Annotated in this window: 13 protein-coding genes; 8 read left to right on the top strand and 5 right to left on the bottom strand. The window is 59.3% G+C overall.

The window, feature by feature from the left end; all coding sequences use genetic code 11:
• Positions 1 to 34 precede the first annotated feature (34 nt).
• Positions 35 to 919, bottom strand: coding sequence for an MBL fold metallo-hydrolase (locus RIN61_RS11835; protein WP_313857290.1), 885 nt, complete (start codon positions 917 to 919; stop codon positions 35 to 37).
• Between the two features lie 222 nt (positions 920 to 1,141).
• Between RIN61_RS11835 and RIN61_RS11830 the strand changes: the two genes are divergently transcribed.
• Entirely contained in the window at positions 1,142 to 2,434 is a 1,293-nt protein-coding gene (locus RIN61_RS11830; RefSeq protein ID WP_112251667.1) for a sigma-54 interaction domain-containing protein, read from the top strand.
• A 335-nt stretch (positions 2,435 to 2,769) separates the two neighbouring features.
• Here the strand turns inward: RIN61_RS11830 and gyrB are convergent, their stop codons facing one another.
• From gyrB to dnaA, 4 genes are read right to left on the bottom strand one after another with little or no spacing between them, the layout of a single operon-like run.
• Positions 2,770 to 5,190 carry a DNA topoisomerase (ATP-hydrolyzing) subunit B gene (gyrB, locus tag RIN61_RS11825; RefSeq protein WP_112251664.1) on the bottom strand — a complete coding sequence of 807 codons (2,421 nt, stop codon included), beginning with the start codon at positions 5,188 to 5,190 and terminating at the stop codon, positions 2,770 to 2,772.
• Positions 5,191 to 5,194: 4 nt separating this feature from the next.
• The gene (gene recF / locus RIN61_RS11820; protein ID WP_112251663.1) at positions 5,195 to 6,298 is read right to left on the bottom strand and encodes a DNA replication/repair protein RecF; all 1,104 of its coding nucleotides are present in this window, start codon (positions 6,296 to 6,298) and stop codon (positions 5,195 to 5,197) included.
• Positions 6,299 to 6,313: 15 nt separating this feature from the next.
• Positions 6,314 to 7,417 carry a DNA polymerase III subunit beta gene (dnaN, locus tag RIN61_RS11815; RefSeq protein WP_112251662.1) on the bottom strand — a complete coding sequence of 368 codons (1,104 nt, stop codon included), beginning with the start codon at positions 7,415 to 7,417 and terminating at the stop codon, positions 6,314 to 6,316.
• A 40-nt stretch (positions 7,418 to 7,457) separates the two neighbouring features.
• A complete protein-coding gene (dnaA, locus tag RIN61_RS11810) occupies positions 7,458 to 8,996 on the bottom strand; it encodes a chromosomal replication initiator protein DnaA (protein ID WP_112251661.1) in 1,539 nt (512 codons plus the stop codon).
• A 596-nt stretch (positions 8,997 to 9,592) separates the two neighbouring features.
• On the opposite strand from dnaA, the gene rpmH reads away from it, so the two are divergent.
• The 7 genes from rpmH (at position 9,593) to rsmG (ending at position 16,688) form a co-directional block, all read left to right on the top strand.
• Positions 9,593 to 9,727, top strand: a complete 135-nt coding sequence (gene rpmH / locus RIN61_RS11805) for a 50S ribosomal protein L34 (RefSeq protein ID WP_003253163.1) — start codon at positions 9,593 to 9,595, stop codon at positions 9,725 to 9,727.
• Between the two features lie 13 nt (positions 9,728 to 9,740).
• A complete protein-coding gene (gene rnpA, locus RIN61_RS11800; protein WP_003253166.1) occupies positions 9,741 to 10,145 on the top strand; it encodes a ribonuclease P protein component in 405 nt (134 codons plus the stop codon).
• The gene (gene yidD / locus RIN61_RS11795) at positions 10,138 to 10,383 is read left to right on the top strand and encodes a membrane protein insertion efficiency factor YidD (RefSeq protein WP_075046823.1); all 246 of its coding nucleotides are present in this window, start codon (positions 10,138 to 10,140) and stop codon (positions 10,381 to 10,383) included. Before rnpA ends, yidD begins: the two co-directional genes overlap by 8 nt.
• Before the next feature lie 2 nt (positions 10,384 to 10,385).
• Positions 10,386 to 12,068, top strand: coding sequence for a membrane protein insertase YidC (yidC, locus tag RIN61_RS11790; protein ID WP_112251659.1), 1,683 nt, complete (start codon positions 10,386 to 10,388; stop codon positions 12,066 to 12,068).
• A gap of 88 nt (positions 12,069 to 12,156) precedes the next feature.
• Positions 12,157 to 13,527 carry a tRNA uridine-5-carboxymethylaminomethyl(34) synthesis GTPase MnmE gene (gene mnmE / locus RIN61_RS11785; protein WP_112251658.1) on the top strand — a complete coding sequence of 457 codons (1,371 nt, stop codon included), beginning with the start codon at positions 12,157 to 12,159 and terminating at the stop codon, positions 13,525 to 13,527.
• 621 nt (positions 13,528 to 14,148) lie between these two features.
• Positions 14,149 to 16,041 carry a tRNA uridine-5-carboxymethylaminomethyl(34) synthesis enzyme MnmG gene (gene mnmG / locus RIN61_RS11780; protein ID WP_015268403.1) on the top strand — a complete coding sequence of 631 codons (1,893 nt, stop codon included), beginning with the start codon at positions 14,149 to 14,151 and terminating at the stop codon, positions 16,039 to 16,041.
• Complete coding sequence (gene rsmG / locus RIN61_RS11775; RefSeq protein ID WP_112251657.1) at positions 16,038 to 16,688, top strand: 16S rRNA (guanine(527)-N(7))-methyltransferase RsmG; 651 nt, start codon at positions 16,038 to 16,040, stop codon at positions 16,686 to 16,688. Before mnmG ends, rsmG begins: the two co-directional genes overlap by 4 nt.
• Positions 16,689 to 16,701: the final 13 nt, after the last annotated feature.

Here is a 16,701-nt window from a genome sequence, read left to right as displayed (position 1 = left end):
TAAATCCTGTAAATCTGGTTATGGGGCAGGGCGGTCACAGCTTGTTCAGCGGAATCTTCAGGTAGCTCACACCGTTATCTTCCGGCGCGGGGAACTGGCCGCTGCGCATGTTCACCTGCACCGAAGGCAGGATCAGTACGGGCATGTCGAGGGTCTTGTCACGGGCTTCACGCATGGCGACGAAGCTGTCCTCGTCGACGCCCTGGTGGATATGAATATTGTTGGCGCGCTGCTCGGCCACGGTGGTGACGTACTGCATGTCACGGCCACCTGGCAGGTAGTCGTGGCACATGAACAGCCGGGTCTGATCGGGGAAGGCCAGCAGGCGACGGATCGAACGGTACAGGGTGCGGGCATCGGCGCCCGGGAAGTCACAGCGAGCGGTACCGTAGTCGGGCATGAACAAGGTGTCGCCGACGAACACCGCGATCTCGCCGGCGTCCTCGATCATGAAGCTCATGCACGCAGGCGTGTGCCCGGGGGTGTGCAACGCGCGGGCATGCAGGTTGCCAATACGGAAACCTTCCTCATCCTCGAACAGCACATCGAACTGGCTGCCATCGCGGGCGAAGCCAGGCTCGGCGTTGAACAGGGCGCCGAACACTTTCTGTACCTGGGTGATGTGCGCGCCGATGGCGGTATGGCCACCTAGCTTTTCCTTCAAATAGGCCGCCGCCGAAAGGTGGTCGGCATGCACATGGGTTTCCAGCACCCACTGTACGCTGGCTTCAAGCTCGGTCACGCGCTGGATCAGGCGGTCCGCCGAGGCAGTGCGGGTGCACCCGGACTTGGGGTCGTAATCCAGCACACTGTCGATCAATGCGCATTGGCGGGTTTCACGGTCCATGACCAGATAGCTGATGGTCGAAGTCGCCTTGTCGTAAAAGGCGTCCACGTGCAGGTTGTTGCCGATGATCATCGCGTTCTCCAATTTATCCGCCCGGCCTTGTACAGGCGTAGGCAGTGCCAGGAGATTTATCAAGATGCATGCCAGGCAATTTCCTACGCGTGGGCCAGGGAAACCGGCCCGTTGCTGTCAGTTGCCGATGACAGTGGCAGCGCAGATGGCAGTCGACTGTCAGCCAATGGCAGTGTTTGGCAGTCCTTGTTACCCTGCCCCGGTCATCCAATCGGTGCCGTCATGCCTGAAGCCCATCCCCTCATCCTAGCTTTGGTTTCCTATCTCGAGCACGATGCCCTGCCAACCATCGTGCTGGATACCGACTACAACATCCTGGCGGCCAATGCTGCCTATCGCCGCCAGTTCGGCCGCCATGAGCAGGCACCCCTGGGTGAAAAATGTCACAAGGTCTCGCACCACTACGCAGTGCCTTGCGACCAGGCCGGCGAGCATTGCCCGATGCGCAAGGCGTGGCAAAGCAAGGTGCCGGAGCGTGTGCTGCACATCCATCACACGCCACGCGGCCCCGAACATGTGGATGTCGAGCTGCGGCCAATCCTGGATGAACAGGACAGGGTGGTCGCCTTTGTCGAACGCCTGACCAGCATCACGCTGGCGTCAGCGCAGCCTCAGGAACAAGGGCTGGTCGGCCGAGCACCAGCTTTCAAGGCGGCTCTGGCCAGCCTGCAGCGTGCGGCGCCGGCGCAGATCCCGGTGTTGCTGCAGGGTGAGTCGGGTACCGGCAAGGAACTGTTCGCTCGAGCAGTACACATGGGCAGCCCCAGGGCGAACGGTCCGTTGGTGGTGGTCGACTGTACTGGCCTGACCGAGTCGTTGTTCGAGAGCGAGTTGTTCGGTTACGAGAAGGGCGCGTTCACTGGCGCCAACCAGCGCAAGATCGGCCTGGCTGAAGCGGCGCATGGCGGCACCCTGTTCCTGGACGAGATCGGCGAGGTACCGCTGGCGATGCAGGTGAAGCTGCTGCGCCTGATCGAGTCCGGCAGCTTCCGCCCGGTGGGTAGCCTGCGTACGGTGCATTCGGATTTCCGCCTGGTGTCGGCAACCCATAAACCGCTCAGGCAAATGGTCGCGGACGGCACCTTCCGCGAAGACCTGTACTACCGCATCAGCGGCTTCCCGATCCGTCTTCCTGCTTTGCGCGAACGGGTAGAGGACCTGCCCTTGCTCGCCCAGAGCCTGCTGCAGCGCATGGCAGACAAGCCGACACCGAGGCTGAGCGACGACGCCTTGCAGCAGCTTGGGCTGCATCCATTTCCGGGCAACATTCGCGAGCTGCGCAACATTCTGGAAAGGGCTCGCTTGTTTGCCGATGACGGACTGATCCGGCCAGAGCATTTGCCGGAGGATATTGGGCCGGCGGGGGCGATTACGGCAGGTGGCAGGCGCAATCATCTGGGCGAGCTGGCGCAGGCACTGGAACAGTTCAAGGGCTCACGCAGTGAACTGGCCCGTCACCTTGGCCTGAGCGAGCGCACGCTGTATCGCCGGTTGAAGACGCTTGGCCTGAATTGAAGCGTTGGCTGTGCTGGCCGTATCGCCGGCAAGCCGGCTCCCACAGGTACGTCACAGCACCCGAATACAGCGCCACACCTGTGGGAGCGGGTTACCCGCGAAGAATTCGACGCGGTGGATGGCACCGGCTTCGCTGGTGTTCGCGGGTAAACCCGCTCCCACAGGGGTGGCACTTCACGGACCTTTACCTCTGTGCTGACATTTTGAACGGGGACTATGTGTTGGTGGCCATTGCCAGTGGTGTGATCGTCAACGTCCTCAGCGGTTACTGATTTCTACAGGCACAAAAAAGCCCGCATTTGCGGGCTTTCTTGTGTCTGGTGATCTACACCGGATCAGAAGTCCAGGTTCGATACCGACAGCGCGTTGCTCTCGATGAAATCACGACGTGGCTCGACCGCATCACCCATCAGGGTGTTGAAGATCTGGTCAGCAGCAATCGCATCCTCGATGGTGACCTTGAGCATACGGCGGACGGTCGGGTCCATGGTGGTTTCCCACAGCTGCTCAGGGTTCATCTCGCCCAACCCTTTGTATCGCTGGATGGTGTGGCGCTTGGTGGTTTCGTTCATCAGCCAATCCAGGCCTTCCTTGAACTCGACGATTGCCTTGCGGCGCTCACCGCGCTGCACGTAAGCACCTTCGCCCAACAAGCTGGACAGCTTGGCACCAATGTTGACTACGGTACGGTAGTCATTGCTGCCAAAGAAGTCCCGGTTGAAGGTGACGTAGCTGGCCAGGCCGTGGGAGGTAATTTCCACTTCTGGCAACCATACGTTGCGCTCTTTGTCTTCACGCAGGCTGGCTTTGTAAACCAGGCCGGACTTCTGGCTGCTGTTCAGACGTTCCTGGAACTTAGCCAGCCAGGCTTGCATCACAGCATGGTCACCCAACTGCTCCAGGGTCACCTCCGGCAGGTAGATGAAGTGCTCGGTCAGTTCTTCCGGATACAAGCGCGACAGGCGCTTGAGTGTCTTCATGACACTGCGGAACTCATTCACCAGCGCTTCCAGCTGCACACCAGAAACCGCTGGTGCCGACTCGTCCAGGTGCAGGCTGGCATCTTCGAGGGCCGACTGGGTCATGTACTCTTCCATGGCCTCGTCGTCCTTGATGTACTGCTCCTGCTTGCCTTTCTTTACCTTGTACAGCGGTGGCTGGGCAATGTAGATGTAACCGCGCTCGACCAGCTCCGGCAGCTGACGGAAGAAGAAGGTCAGCAGCAGCGTACGGATGTGCGAACCGTCAACGTCAGCATCGGTCATGATGATGATGTTGTGATAACGCAGCTTGTCGATGTTGTACTCTTCGCGGCCGATACCGCAGCCAAGTGCAGTGATCAGCGTGCCCACTTCCTGGGACGAGATCATCTTGTCGAAGCGCGCTTTCTCGACGTTGAGGATTTTACCCTTCAGCGGCAGGATCGCCTGGGTGCGACGGTTGCGGCCTTGCTTGGCCGAGCCACCCGCAGAGTCACCCTCCACCAGGTACAGTTCGGAAAGGGCAGGGTCCTTTTCCTGGCAGTCCGCAAGTTTGCCTGGCAGGCCAGCAATATCCAGCGCGCCTTTACGGCGAGTCATCTCACGGGCTTTACGTGCCGCTTCACGGGCACGGGCAGCGTCGATCATCTTGCCAACGACGGCCTTGGCCTCGTTGGGGTTTTCCAGCAGGAAGTCGGCGAAGTACTTGTTCATCTCCTGTTCCACGGCGGTTTTCACCTCCGAGGAGACCAGCTTGTCCTTGGTCTGCGAACTGAACTTAGGGTCCGGCACCTTCACCGAGATGATTGCGGTCAGGCCTTCACGGGCGTCGTCACCAGTGGTCGCCACCTTGTTCTTCTTGGCCAGTCCTTCCTGTTCGATGTAGCTGTTCAGGCTACGGGTCAGCGAGGAACGGAAGCCCACCAGGTGAGTACCGCCATCACGCTGCGGAATGTTGTTGGTGAAGCACAACAGGTTTTCGTTGAAGCTGTCATTCCACTGCAGGGCGACTTCAACACCCACGCCATCGTCACGCTGGACGTTGAAGTGGAATACCTGGGAGTTGACCGGGGTCTTGTTGGTGTTCAGGTATTCGACGAAAGCACGCAGGCCACCTTCGTACTTGAAGAACTCTTCCTTACCGCTACGTTCATCCTTCAGCAGAATGCCAACGCCCGAGTTGAGGAACGACAGCTCGCGGATACGCTTGGCCAGGATGTCCCAGCTGAAGTGAATGTTCTTGAATGTTTCAGCCGAAGGCTTGAAGTGGATGTGGGTACCGGTGGTTTCGCTGTCACCGACAACCGCCATCGGCGCCTGTGGAACACCGTGAACGTAGGTCTGTTCCCAGATCTTGCCACTACGGCGAACGGTCAGTACCAGCTTTTCGGACAGGGCGTTCACAACAGAAACACCTACGCCGTGCAGACCGCCGGATACCTTGTAAGAGTTGTCGTCGAACTTACCGCCGGCGTGCAACACGGTCATGATGACCTCGGCTGCGGAAACGCCTTCTTCTTTATGCACGTCGACCGGAATGCCGCGACCGTTGTCGCGCACACTGATGGATTCGTCCGGGTGGATGATGACGGTGATGTCATCGCAGTGACCGGCGAGGGCTTCGTCGATCGAGTTGTCGACTACCTCGAAAACCATGTGGTGCAGGCCGCTACCATCATCGGTGTCGCCAATGTACATGCCGGGGCGCTTGCGCACGGCATCCAAACCTTTCAGCACCTTGATGCTGGAGGAGTCGTACGTTTGATTTTCGCTCATGCATTCACTCCCGATGGTCGTGGGTCTGGGTGATACGGCCTTGTTCCACGTGGAACAAAGCAACTGGCGTTTCCGTCTGCCAGCCTTCCCTCAGTAATTCGTGATCTACACAGGTGATGAACACCTGGCAGCGTAATTCTTCAAGCAAGCGGCACAACGCGCGGCGATGCTGGTCGTCCAGTTCGGACGGCAAGTCATCCACGAGATAAATACAGTGACCGCGGCGAGCCTGACTAACGAGGTGGCCTTGGGCAATGCGCAATGCGCACACCACCAGCTTTTGCTGACCACGCGACAGGATGTCGGCTGCATTGTTGGCAGCCAGACGAAGACGCAGATCAGCGCGCTGCGGACCGGCCTGGGTGTGGCCCATCTGCTGATCGCGAAGGAGAGAGGACGCGAGTACTTCTTGCAGTTCCCGGTCCTTGTCCCAGCCTCGGTAGTAGCTAAGGGTCAACCCGTCCAGCTCGACCAGTTCGCTCAGGGTTCGCTCGAAGACGGGCTTCAAGGCCTTGATGTAGTTGCGACGGTATTCATCTATCTCCGCACTGGCCAGGCATAATTCCCGGTCCCAAGCGGCTTGCGAAGCTGGGTCAAGTGTACCATGCCGCAACCATGAGTTCCGCTGCCGCAGTGCCTTCTGCAGCCGTTGCCAGGCTGGCAGGAAACGTGGTTCCACGTGGAACACTCCCCAATCCAGGAACTGGCGGCGTATTTTTGGAGCGCCTTCCAACAGGCGGAAACTGTCTGGATTGATGAGCTGAAGCGGAAGCAGCTCAGCTAGCTGTGCCGCACTCCGAGCATTCTGCCCATCAATACGAATAGTGAACTCCCCTTGCCGCTCCCGGGATACACCCAGGTTGCTGCTGCCACCCTCGGCCAGTTGCACCTCGCCGAACACGGTACAGGCAGGCTGTTCGTACTGGATAACCGGATTCAGGCGGGTGCTGCGGAACGAACGCGCCAGCCCGAGCAGATGCACGGCTTCAAGCACGCTGGTTTTGCCGCTACCGTTGGCGCCGTAAAGGATGTTGATGCGGGGGGAGGGTGAGAGTGTCACCGGGTGCAGATTGCGCACCGCGGTGACAATGATACGTCGAAGGGACATTTCGCCTGCTACGGGTTACAGGCGCATCGGCATGACAACGTAGGAAGAATCGTCGTTGCCAGCTTCCTGCAGCAGAGCACTGCTGTTGGAGTCGGACAGGATCAGACGAACTTGCTCGGTAGTCATCACGCCCAGCACATCCAGCAAGTAGCTGACGTTGAAGCCGATTTCCAGCGAGCTACCATCGTAGTCCACGCTGATTTCTTCTTCAGCTTCTTCCTGCTCGGGGTTGTTGGCTTGGATCTTCAGTTGGCCAGCGGCCAGTTGCAGGCGGATTCCGCGGTACTTTTCGTTGGAAAGAATTGCAGTACGGCTGAAGGCTTCACGCAGCGCCTGACGGTCACCAATCACCAGTTTGTCACCGCCCTTGGGCAGTACGCGCTCGTAGTCCGGGAATTTGCCGTCTACCAGCTTGGAAGTAAAGGTGAATTCACCGGTGGTAGCGCGGATGTGGTGCTGGCCCAAGACGATGCTGACCATGCCTTCCGGGTCGGTCAGCAGGCGCGCCAGTTCGAGGATACCTTTGCGCGGCACGATGACCTGGTGGCGATCATCCTGCTCGATCGGTGCACTCATGGAGCACAGCGCCAGGCGGTGGCCGTCAGTGGATACAGCTCGCAGGGTGTTGCGGGAAACTTCCAGCAGCATACCGTTGAGGTAGTACCGCACATCCTGCTGGGCCATGGCGAAACTGGTACGCTCGATCAGGCGGCGCAGCTTGCTCTGTTCCAGGTTGCAGGTCAGAGAGCCCGGGCCTTCTTCCACGGTCGGGAAGTCATTGGCAGGCAGGGTCGACAGGGTAAAGCGGCTGCGGCCGGCCTTGACCAACAGTTTCTGCTCGTCGACCTTGATATCGATCAGGGCGTCGTTCGGCAAGCTTTTGCAAATGTCCATCAGCTTGCGTGCCGGGACAGTGATTTCGCCAGGCTCGGCCGGCTCTTCGAGTTGCACGCGGCCTACCAGTTCGACTTCCAGGTCGGTACCAGTCAACGACAGTTGCTGGCCTTGTACGACCAGCAATACGTTGGACAGGACCGGCAAGGTCTGGCGGCGCTCGACGACACCGGCGACCAGTTGCAGGGGTTTCAACAGGGCTTCGCGTTGAATGGTGAAATGCATGGTCTAGTCCCTTGCCTTCAATTAGCTGCGCAGACGGCCATCAGGTCGTCAGCGTCCGCAGCAGGTTCTTGTAGTCCTCGCGGATGTCCGCGTCGGATTCCTTCAGTTCGTTGATCTTGCGGCATGCGTGCAGCACCGTCGTATGGTCGCGACCACCGAACATGTCGCCGATTTCCGGCAGACTGTGGTTGGTCAGTTCCTTGGACAGGGCCATGGCCACCTGACGTGGACGCGCTACGGAACGCGAACGACGCTTGGACAAAAGATCGGAGATCTTGATCTTGTAGTACTCGGCGACAGTACGCTGAATGTTATCCACACTGACCAGCTTGTCCTGCAGCGCCAGCAGATCCTTGAGCGACTCACGAATCAGTTCGATGGTTATGTCGCGGCCCATGAAGTGAGAGTGAGCGATCACCCGCTTCAATGCGCCTTCCAGTTCACGGACGTTGGAACGGATACGCTGGGCAATGAAGAAGGCCGCGTCATGCGGTAGTTCGACCTTGGCCTGGTCGGCTTTCTTCATCAGGATCGCCACGCGTGTTTCCAGCTCCGGAGGCTCGACGGCCACCGTCAGGCCCCAACCAAAGCGCGACTTCAGGCGCTCTTCCAGGCCTTCGATCTCCTTGGGGTAGCGGTCAGAGGTAAGGATTACCTGCTGGCCACCCTCGAGCAGGGCGTTGAAGGTGTGGAAAAACTCTTCCTGCGAGCGCTCTTTACGGGCAAAGAACTGGATATCGTCGATCAGCAACGCATCCACCGAGCGGTAGAAACGCTTGAATTCATTGATGGCGTTCAGCTGCAGCGCCTTGACCATGTCCGCGACGAAGCGCTCCGAATGCAGGTACACGACCTTGGCGTTCGGGTTCTTCTTCAGCAGGTGGTTACCCACAGCATGCATGAGGTGGGTTTTACCCAGGCCCACACCACCATAAAGGAAGAGCGGGTTGTAGCCGTGCTTGGGGTTGTCTGCCACCTGCCAGGCAGCTGCGCGCGCCAGCTGGTTCGACTTGCCTTCGACGAAAGTGTCGAACGTGAAGGTGCGGTTCAGGTAACTGGTGTGCTTGAGCGCACCTTCGACCTGCACGGTCCGTTGTTCGGTCCGGGCATTGCCGGCCGACACAGTAGCCGGTTCGGCCATGGCATCGAAGCTATCACGCGAGGATGGCTCGGCCAGTTCATCGACCAGTACAGGTTCGGCCGCCGCCAAGGCGACGGGTTCGACCGCTGCCGGCACGGCCTTCTGTGTCTGGCTCTGCGTCTGGGTCTGGGCCAGCGAGGCGGCCACCGCAGCACTTACTGGCGCGTTGGGCGCGGCACGTGGCGCGGAGCTGCGACGGCTGCCGATCAACAAGGAAAGAGCAGGCGCAATGCCGCTGCCGTTTTCGCCCAACAGCTCGAGCAAACGACCCAGGTACTTTTCATTGACCCAATCGAGAACGAAACGGTTAGGCGCATAGACGCGCAACTCGTCGCCTTCGGCTTCGACCTGTAGCGGACGGATCCAGGTGTTGAATTGCTGGGCAGGCAGTTCATCGCGCAGAAGCTCCACGCACTGCTGCCAAAGTTCCACTGACACGGATATCCCCTGAGTTTGAAAGCCGGATGAGGCAAAAACAAACCGCCATTGTACCGGTCGAGCGTCCAGTTATCCACATGTGGACACGTTAGGAACCATGACAAAACAGCCATTTATCGACCAAAACGGCTTCGTCATGCTGTGAATAAGCCCTGTGGATAACCGACCATGAGCGCTATGCACAACCCTGAGGTCAGAGCTGTTGATAACTCAGCTGTGGATAAGCGGCATTTTAATCCACAGCTTTCGACCATGAAGAAAACAAGCGCAGCACGGGTTGATAACGCACTTGTAAAACTCTGTACAGCCCGATTTCTATGGGTTAGAGATGGTTATCCACAGAAGGTTATCCACTTAAGATTTATAGATTCTTCAGAAAAGCTTTTTATATGTCTCTTCTTTTTTTTCATGTTGTCCCCAATTCGTGTGTCCGATCAAGCACCCGTGAGGGATTGGGCAAGCACGCACCGTCCATCACGTGCTCTATATGGAAAGACTGGTTGGAAATTGACCTACGGGCTTGCTTTCTCTAGAATCGCCGGTCTCTTAAAAAGGGGGCCATCCCGGCCCGTCGTCGACAAACCAGGTAACACGCCATGAAACGTACTTTCCAACCAAGCACCATCAAGCGCGCGCGCACCCACGGCTTCCGTGCCCGTATGGCTACCAAGAACGGCCGCGCTGTTCTGTCGCGTCGTCGTGCCAAAGGCCGTAAGCGTCTGGCCATTTGATTTTTCGGCACAGGTGGTGAGTCAGGACTTCAGTCGGGAAAAGCGACTGCTTACACCCCGACATTTCAAAGCGGTCTTCGACTCCCCAACCGGCAAGGTTCCAGGGAAAAACCTGCTGATCCTTGCTCGCGAGAACGGCCTCGATCACCCACGCCTCGGCCTGGTAATCGGCAAGAAGAGCGTCAAGCTCGCCGTTCAACGCAACCGCCTCAAGCGCTTGATGCGCGATTCCTTTCGCCTGAACCAGCAGTTGCTTGCCGGGTTGGACATTGTGATCGTCGCGCGCAAGGGATTGGGTGAGATAGAAAACCCGGAATTGCACCAACACTTTGGCAAACTCTGGAAACGCCTGGCGCGCAGCCGGCCCACTCCAGCAGTGACCGCCAATTCCGCAGGGGTAGACAGCCAAGATGCGTAAACTGGCGCTCGTTCCGATCCAGTTTTACCGTTATGCCATTAGTCCTCTGATGGCCAGCCACTGTCGTTTCTTCCCCAGTTGCTCCTGTTACGCTTATGAAGCCATCGAAAACCACGGCCTCTGGCGTGGTGGGTGGCTAGCCGTTCGTCGCCTGGGGCGTTGTCATCCGTGGAACGACGGCGGTTTCGATCCCGTTCCTCCCGCTCCTTCATCCCGAACTTCTTCGATAGCCGAGTAATCATGGATATTAAACGCACGATCCTGATCGTCGCCCTGGCAATCGTGTCCTATGTCATGGTCCTCAAGTGGAACCAGGACTACGGCCAGGCTGCCCTGCCGACTCAGAATACTGCTGCCAGCACCGTTGCCCCGGGTTTGCCGGATGGCGTACCGGCCGGTAATGCCGGCGCCAGCGCCGATGTGCCAAGCGCCAACGCCGAAACCAGCGCAGCCGAACTGGCGCCGGTTGCGGTCAGCAAGGACCTGATCCGGGTCAAGACCGATGTCCTGGACCTGGCTATCGATCCGGTCGGTGGTGACATCGTCCAGCTGAACCTGCCGCAGTACCCACGGCGCCAGGACCACCCGGACATTCCGTTCCAGCTGTTCGACAACGGTGGCGAGCGTGTCTACCTGGCACAAAGCGGCCTGACCGGCGTCAACGGTCCGGATGCCCGTCCGGCCGGTCGCCCTCTGTACGCTACCGACAAGAAGGGTTACCAGCTGGCCGATGGCCAGGAACAACTGGTGGTCGACCTGAAGTTCAGCGACAACGGCGTCAACTACATCAAGCGCTTCAGCTTCAAGCGCGGCGAGTACGACCTGACCGTCAGCTACCTGATCGACAACCAGAGCGGCCAGGCCTGGAGCGGCAACATGTTTGCCCAGCTCAAGCGTGATGCCAGCTCCGATCCGTCGTCGAGCACTGCCACCGGCACCGCTACCTACTTGGGCGCGGCCCTGTGGACAGCTTCCGAGCCCTACAAAAAGGTCTCGATGAAGGACATCGACAAAGGTAGTTTGAAAGAAAATGTGTCCGGCGGCTGGGTTGCCTGGCTGCAGCACTACTTCGTGACCGCCTGGATTCCGGCCAAGTCGGACAACAATGTTGTCCAGACCCGCAAGGACAGCCAGGGCAACTACATCATCGGCTACACCGGCCCGGCCATCAGCGTACCTGCTGGCGGCAAGGTCGAGACCAGCGCCATGCTGTACGCCGGCCCGAAAATCCAGTCCAAGCTGAAAGAGTTGTCCCCAGGTCTGGAACTGACCGTCGACTACGGCTTCCTGTGGTTCATCGCCCAGCCGATCTTCTGGTTGCTGCAACATATCCACAGCCTGTTGGGTAACTGGGGCTGGTCGATCATCGTGCTGACCATGCTGATCAAAGGCCTGTTCTTCCCGCTGTCGGCTGCCAGCTACCGTTCGATGGCGCGCATGCGTGCCGTTGCGCCGAAGCTCGCTGCACTGAAGGAACGCTTCGGTGACGATCGCCAGAAGATGTCCCAGGCGATGATGGAGCTGTACAAGAAAGAGAAGATCAACCCGCTGGGCGGCTGCCTGCCGATCCTGGTGCAGATGCCAGTGTTCCTGGCCCTGTACTGGGTGCTGCTGGAAAGTGTGGAAATGCGCCAGGCCCCATGGATGCTGTGGATTACCGACTTGTCGATCAAGGATCCGTTCTTCATCCTGCCGATCATCATGGGCGCCACCATGTTCATCCAGCAGCGCTTGAACCCTACGCCGCCGGATCCGATGCAGGCCAAGGTGATGAAAATGATGCCGATCATCTTCACCTTCTTCTTCCTGTGGTTCCCGGCTGGTCTGGTGCTGTACTGGGTTGTGAACAACTGCCTGTCGATCGCACAGCAGTGGTACATCACCCGCAGCATCGAAGCAGCCAGCAAAAAAGCTGCTGCTTGACAGGCTACTGCGCTAGCCTGTGAATAAAAAACGCCCCCTAGTGGGGCGTTTTTGCTATCTGTCGTTTTTGTCGTAGAGGCTTTCGAGCATGAACACTGTGCGTGAAACCATCGCCGCCATCGCCACCGCCCAAGGCCGCGGCGGTGTGGGTATTGTCAGGTTGTCCGGCCCTCTGGCTGCCAAGGCCGGCCAGTTGATTACCGGCCGTACGCTTACCCCGCGCCATGCCCATTACGGCCCGTTCCGCGACGAGGAAGGGTTGGTGCTGGACGAAGGTATCGCGCTGTTTTTCCCCGGGCCGAATTCGTTCACCGGCGAGGATGTGCTGGAACTGCAAGGCCACGGTGGCCCGGTAGTGCTGGATATGCTGCTGCAGCGCTGTGTACAAGTGGGTTGCCGGCTGGCTCGCCCAGGCGAGTTCAGCGAGCGTGCATTCCTCAACGACAAGCTCGACCTGGCCCAGGCCGAAGCCATCGCCGACCTGATCGAGGCCAGTTCCAGCCAGGCCGCGCGCAATGCACTTCGTTCGCTGCAGGGGGAATTCTCCAAGCGCGTGCATTTCCTGACCGAGGCGTTGATTGCCCTGCGCATATACGTCGAGGCGGCGATCGACTTCCCGGAGGAAGAAATCGACTTCCTTGCCGACGGTCACGTACTGTCGATGCTCGATGTGGTGCGCGATGAGCTGTCCAAGGTGCAGCGTGAAGCCGGGCAGGGTGCCTTGCTGCGTGACGGCATGACCGTGGTCATCGCCGGTCGGCCGAATGCCGGCAAGTCGAGCCTGTTGAACCAACTGGCCGGGCGCGAAGCAGCGATCGTCACCGATATCGCCGGCACCACCCGGGACATCCTGCGCGAACACATCCACATCGACGGCATGCCGCTGCACGTGGTCGATACTGCCGGCCTGCGCGACACCGATGACCATGTGGAAAAGATCGGCGTGGAACGTGCGCTGAAGGCCATTGGCGAGGCAGACCGGGTGCTTTTGGTGGTGGACTCCACCGCACCCGAGGCCAGCGACCCATTCGCCCTGTGGCCGGAATTTCTCGACCAGCGGCCAGACCCAGGCAAGGTCACGCTGATCCGCAACAAGGCCGACCTGAGTGGTGAGCGGATCGCGCTGGAACAGTGCGATGACGGCCATGTGACCATCACCCTCAGTGCCAAAGGGGACGACACAGGCCTGCAGCTGCTGCGTGACCACCTGAAGGCGTGCATGGGTTATGAACAGACAGCCGAGAGTGGTTTCAGCGCCCGTCGGCGCCATCTGGATGCCCTGCGCCAGGCCAGTGAGCACCTGGAACACGGCCGTGCGCAACTGACCCTGGCTGGCGCGGGTGAGCTGCTGGCAGAAGACCTGCGACAGGCGCAGCAGGCCCTGGGAGAAATTACCGGGGCATTCAGCTCAGACGACCTGTTGGGAAGGATTTTCTCCAGTTTCTGCATCGGCAAGTAATCCACAGCCAGGCAAGGCCAAGAGCCGCTCCTTCGGGAGCGGCTTTTTTTTTGCCTGTAATTCGTTACAGGAGATAACCGGGTACCTGTGGGAGCGGGCGTGCCCGCGAAGAGGCCCTTACAAGCCCTGAATCTCTGTGGCTGTACCGACGCTTTCGCGGGCTCGCCCGCTCCCACCTTGTCCGTATCCAGCCCTACCTCGATGTTTTTTTTCATTCACAGGCTCGAATCCGTGCTCAGGAGCCCTGTGGAAAACTCGCCTTCAGCTCCGTTGATAAGCAGGCTTTTTTTCTGAGGACAAACCCGCCTGTGGGTAAACAGTCATTTAATCCACAGGCTAAATCGTGTTATCCATAGCCCTCATGGCACTCCAGCCACAGGGTTTAATTTTTCTCTATCCTGCATGAACAAAGGCCTAGGTAACCTTATCCACAGAATGGCTTGTGCATAAGAATAAACATAAAAACAAAGCTTTTTTAAATTTCTCCTCTTTGATTTCTGTTACCTGCCACTCATCCACAGGCTGGTCAAATTTTGCTCAGAAGGTTTCTTTAAAGGGGGTGAAGTCCCTATACTTGTCCGCTTACCTTCTCTATTCGCAAAAACAGGCACGAGGTGCGTGGTGGATTTCCCTTCCCGTTTTGAAGTGATCGTCATCGGCGGCGGCCATGCCGGTACCGAGGCTGCGCTTGCGTCTGCACGCATGGGTGTGAAAACCCTGCTGTTGACCCATAACGTGGAAACCCTCGGTCACATGAGCTGCAACCCCGCCATTGGCGGTATTGGCAAAAGCCATCTGGTCAAAGAGATCGATGCTCTCGGCGGCGCCATGGCGCTGGCCACCGACAAGAGCGGCATCCAGTTCCGCGTTCTGAACAACCGCAAGGGGCCGGCGGTACGCGCCACCCGTGCACAGGCCGACCGCGCCATCTACAAGGCAGTGGTGCGTGAAATCCTGGAAAACCAGCCGAACCTGTGGATATTCCAGCAGTCCTGCGACGACCTGATCGTCGAGCAGGACCAGGTCAAAGGCGTGGTGACCCAGATGGGCCTGCGTTTCTTCGCCGAATCGGTGGTACTGACCACCGGTACCTTCCTCGGCGGCCTTATCCACATTGGTTTGCAAAACCATTCCGGTGGTCGCGCCGGCGATCCGCCTTCGATCGCCCTGGCCCACCGCATGCGTGAATTGCCGCTGCGCGTTGGCCGCCTGAAAACCGGTACTCCGCCGCGCATCGATGGCCGTTCGGTGGACTTTTCGGTGATGACCGAACAGCCAGGCGATACGCCGATCCCGGTGATGTCGTTCATGGGCAATGCCCAGATGCACCCGCGCCAGGTGAGCTGCTGGATCACCCACACCAATGCACGCACCCACGAGATCATTGCCTCGAACCTGGACCGTTCGCCGATGTACTCGGGTGTGATCGAAGGTGTCGGCCCTCGCTACTGCCCGTCGATCGAAGACAAGATTCATCGCTTCGCCGACAAGGAAAGCCATCAGGTGTTCATCGAGCCGGAAGGCCTGACCACCCATGAGCTGTACCCCAACGGTATTTCCACTTCACTGCCGTTCGACGTGCAGCTGGAGCTGGTGCGTTCGATCCGCGGCATGGAAAACGCCCACATCGTGCGCCCGGGCTACGCCATCGAATACGACTACTTCGACCCGCGCGACCTCAAGTACAGCCTCGAGACCAAAGTCATCGGCGGCCTGTTCTTTGCCGGGCAGATCAACGGCACCACCGGTTACGAAGAGGCCGGCGCCCAGGGCTTGCTGGCCGGGACCAACGCCGCACTGCGTGCGCAGGGCCGTGATAGCTGGTGTCCGCGCCGCGACGAGGCGTACATTGGCGTACTGGTCGACGACCTGATTACCCTGGGTACCCAGGAGCCGTACCGCATGTTCACTTCGCGCGCCGAGTACCGTCTGATCCTGCGCGAAGACAACGCCGACCTGCGCCTGACCGAAAAGGGCCGCGAGCTCGGCCTGATCGACGACCAGCGCTGGGCCGCCTTCTGCGCCAAGCGCGACGGCATCGAACGCGAGGAGCAGCGCCTGAAGTCGACCTGGGTACGTCCGAACACCGAGCAAGGCCAAGCCATTGTGGATAAGTTCGGCACCCCGCTCAGCCATGAGTACAGCCTGCTCAACCTGCTGGCGCGCCCGGAAATCGACTACGCCGGCCTGATCGAGGCGACCGGCGGCGAAGCGATCGATCCACAGGTCGCCGAGCAGGTCGAAATCCGCACCAAGTACGCCGGTTACATCGATCGCCAGCAGGATGAGATCGCCCGTCTGCGCGCCAGCGAAGACACTCGCCTGCCTGTGGATATCGATTACTCGACGATTTCCGGCCTTTCCAAGGAAATCCAGGGCAAGCTGGGCCAGACCCGTCCGGAGACCCTGGGCCAGGCCTCGCGCATCCCGGGCGTCACCCCGGCGGCGATTTCCCTGTTGCTGATTCACTTGAAAAAACGCGGCGCTGGCCGCGAATTGGAGCAAAGCGCTTGAGTTCCCTGGTCACCCCGCAACACGCAGAAGAGTTGTCCACAGGTGCGCGCCAGCTCGGTGTCGAGCTGACCGCAGAGCATCACGAAAAGCTGCTCGGCTACCTGGGCCTGTTGATCAAGTGGAACAAAGCCTACAACCTCACTGCCGTGCGCGACCCCGACGAGATGGTGTCGCGCCACCTGCTCGACAGCCTCAGTGTCATGCCGTTTATCCACAGCGAGCGTGACAACTGGCTGGATGTCGGCAGCGGCGGTGGCATGCCCGGTATCCCTTTGGCTATCCTGCATCCGCACAAACGCGTGACGGTGCTGGACGCCAATGGCAAGAAGACCCGCTTCCTGACCCAGGTGAAAATGGAACTCAAGCTGGACAACCTCACGGTTATCCACAGCCGGGTCGAGGCCTTCCAGCCAACACAAGCGTTCGACGGAATCATCTCCCGCGCCTTCAGCAGCATGGAGAACTTCACCAACTGGACCCGCCATCTGGGCGACACCGGGACGCAATGGCTTGCAATGAAGGGGCTGCATCCTGCCGATGAACTGGTAGCATTGCCCGCAGACTTCACAGTGGAAAGCGAGCAGGCCCTGACCGTTCCGGGTTGCCAGGGCCAGCGCCATCTGCTGATACTGCGCCGCAAGGCATGACTGGGAACACACG

It is taken from the genome of Pseudomonas inefficax, assembly GCF_032164165.1.
GTDB lineage: Bacteria > Pseudomonadota > Gammaproteobacteria > Pseudomonadales > Pseudomonadaceae > Aquipseudomonas > Aquipseudomonas inefficax.
This window is presented reverse-complemented; position numbering and strand designations above follow the sequence as displayed.

Bases quoted from the DNA above. Each gene is read 5' to 3' on its own strand.
- RIN61_RS11835 (WP_313857290.1), bottom strand. From the start codon at position 919: ATGATCATCGGCAACAACCTGCACGTGGACGCCTTTTACGACAAGGCG.
- RIN61_RS11830 (WP_112251667.1), top strand. From the start codon at position 1,142: ATGCCTGAAGCCCATCCCCTCATCCTAGCTTTGGTTTCCTATCTCGAG.
- gyrB (WP_112251664.1), bottom strand. From the start codon at position 5,190: ATGAGCGAAAATCAAACGTACGACTCCTCCAGCATCAAGGTGCTGAAA.
- recF (WP_112251663.1), bottom strand. From the start codon at position 6,298: ATGTCCCTTCGACGTATCATTGTCACCGCGGTGCGCAATCTGCACCCG.
- dnaN (WP_112251662.1), bottom strand. From the start codon at position 7,417: ATGCATTTCACCATTCAACGCGAAGCCCTGTTGAAACCCCTGCAACTG.
- rpmH (WP_003253163.1), top strand. From the start codon at position 9,593: ATGAAACGTACTTTCCAACCAAGCACCATCAAGCGCGCGCGCACCCAC.
- yidD (WP_075046823.1), top strand. From the start codon at position 10,138: ATGCGTAAACTGGCGCTCGTTCCGATCCAGTTTTACCGTTATGCCATT.
- yidC (WP_112251659.1), top strand. From the start codon at position 10,386: ATGGATATTAAACGCACGATCCTGATCGTCGCCCTGGCAATCGTGTCC.
- mnmE (WP_112251658.1), top strand. From the start codon at position 12,157: ATGAACACTGTGCGTGAAACCATCGCCGCCATCGCCACCGCCCAAGGC.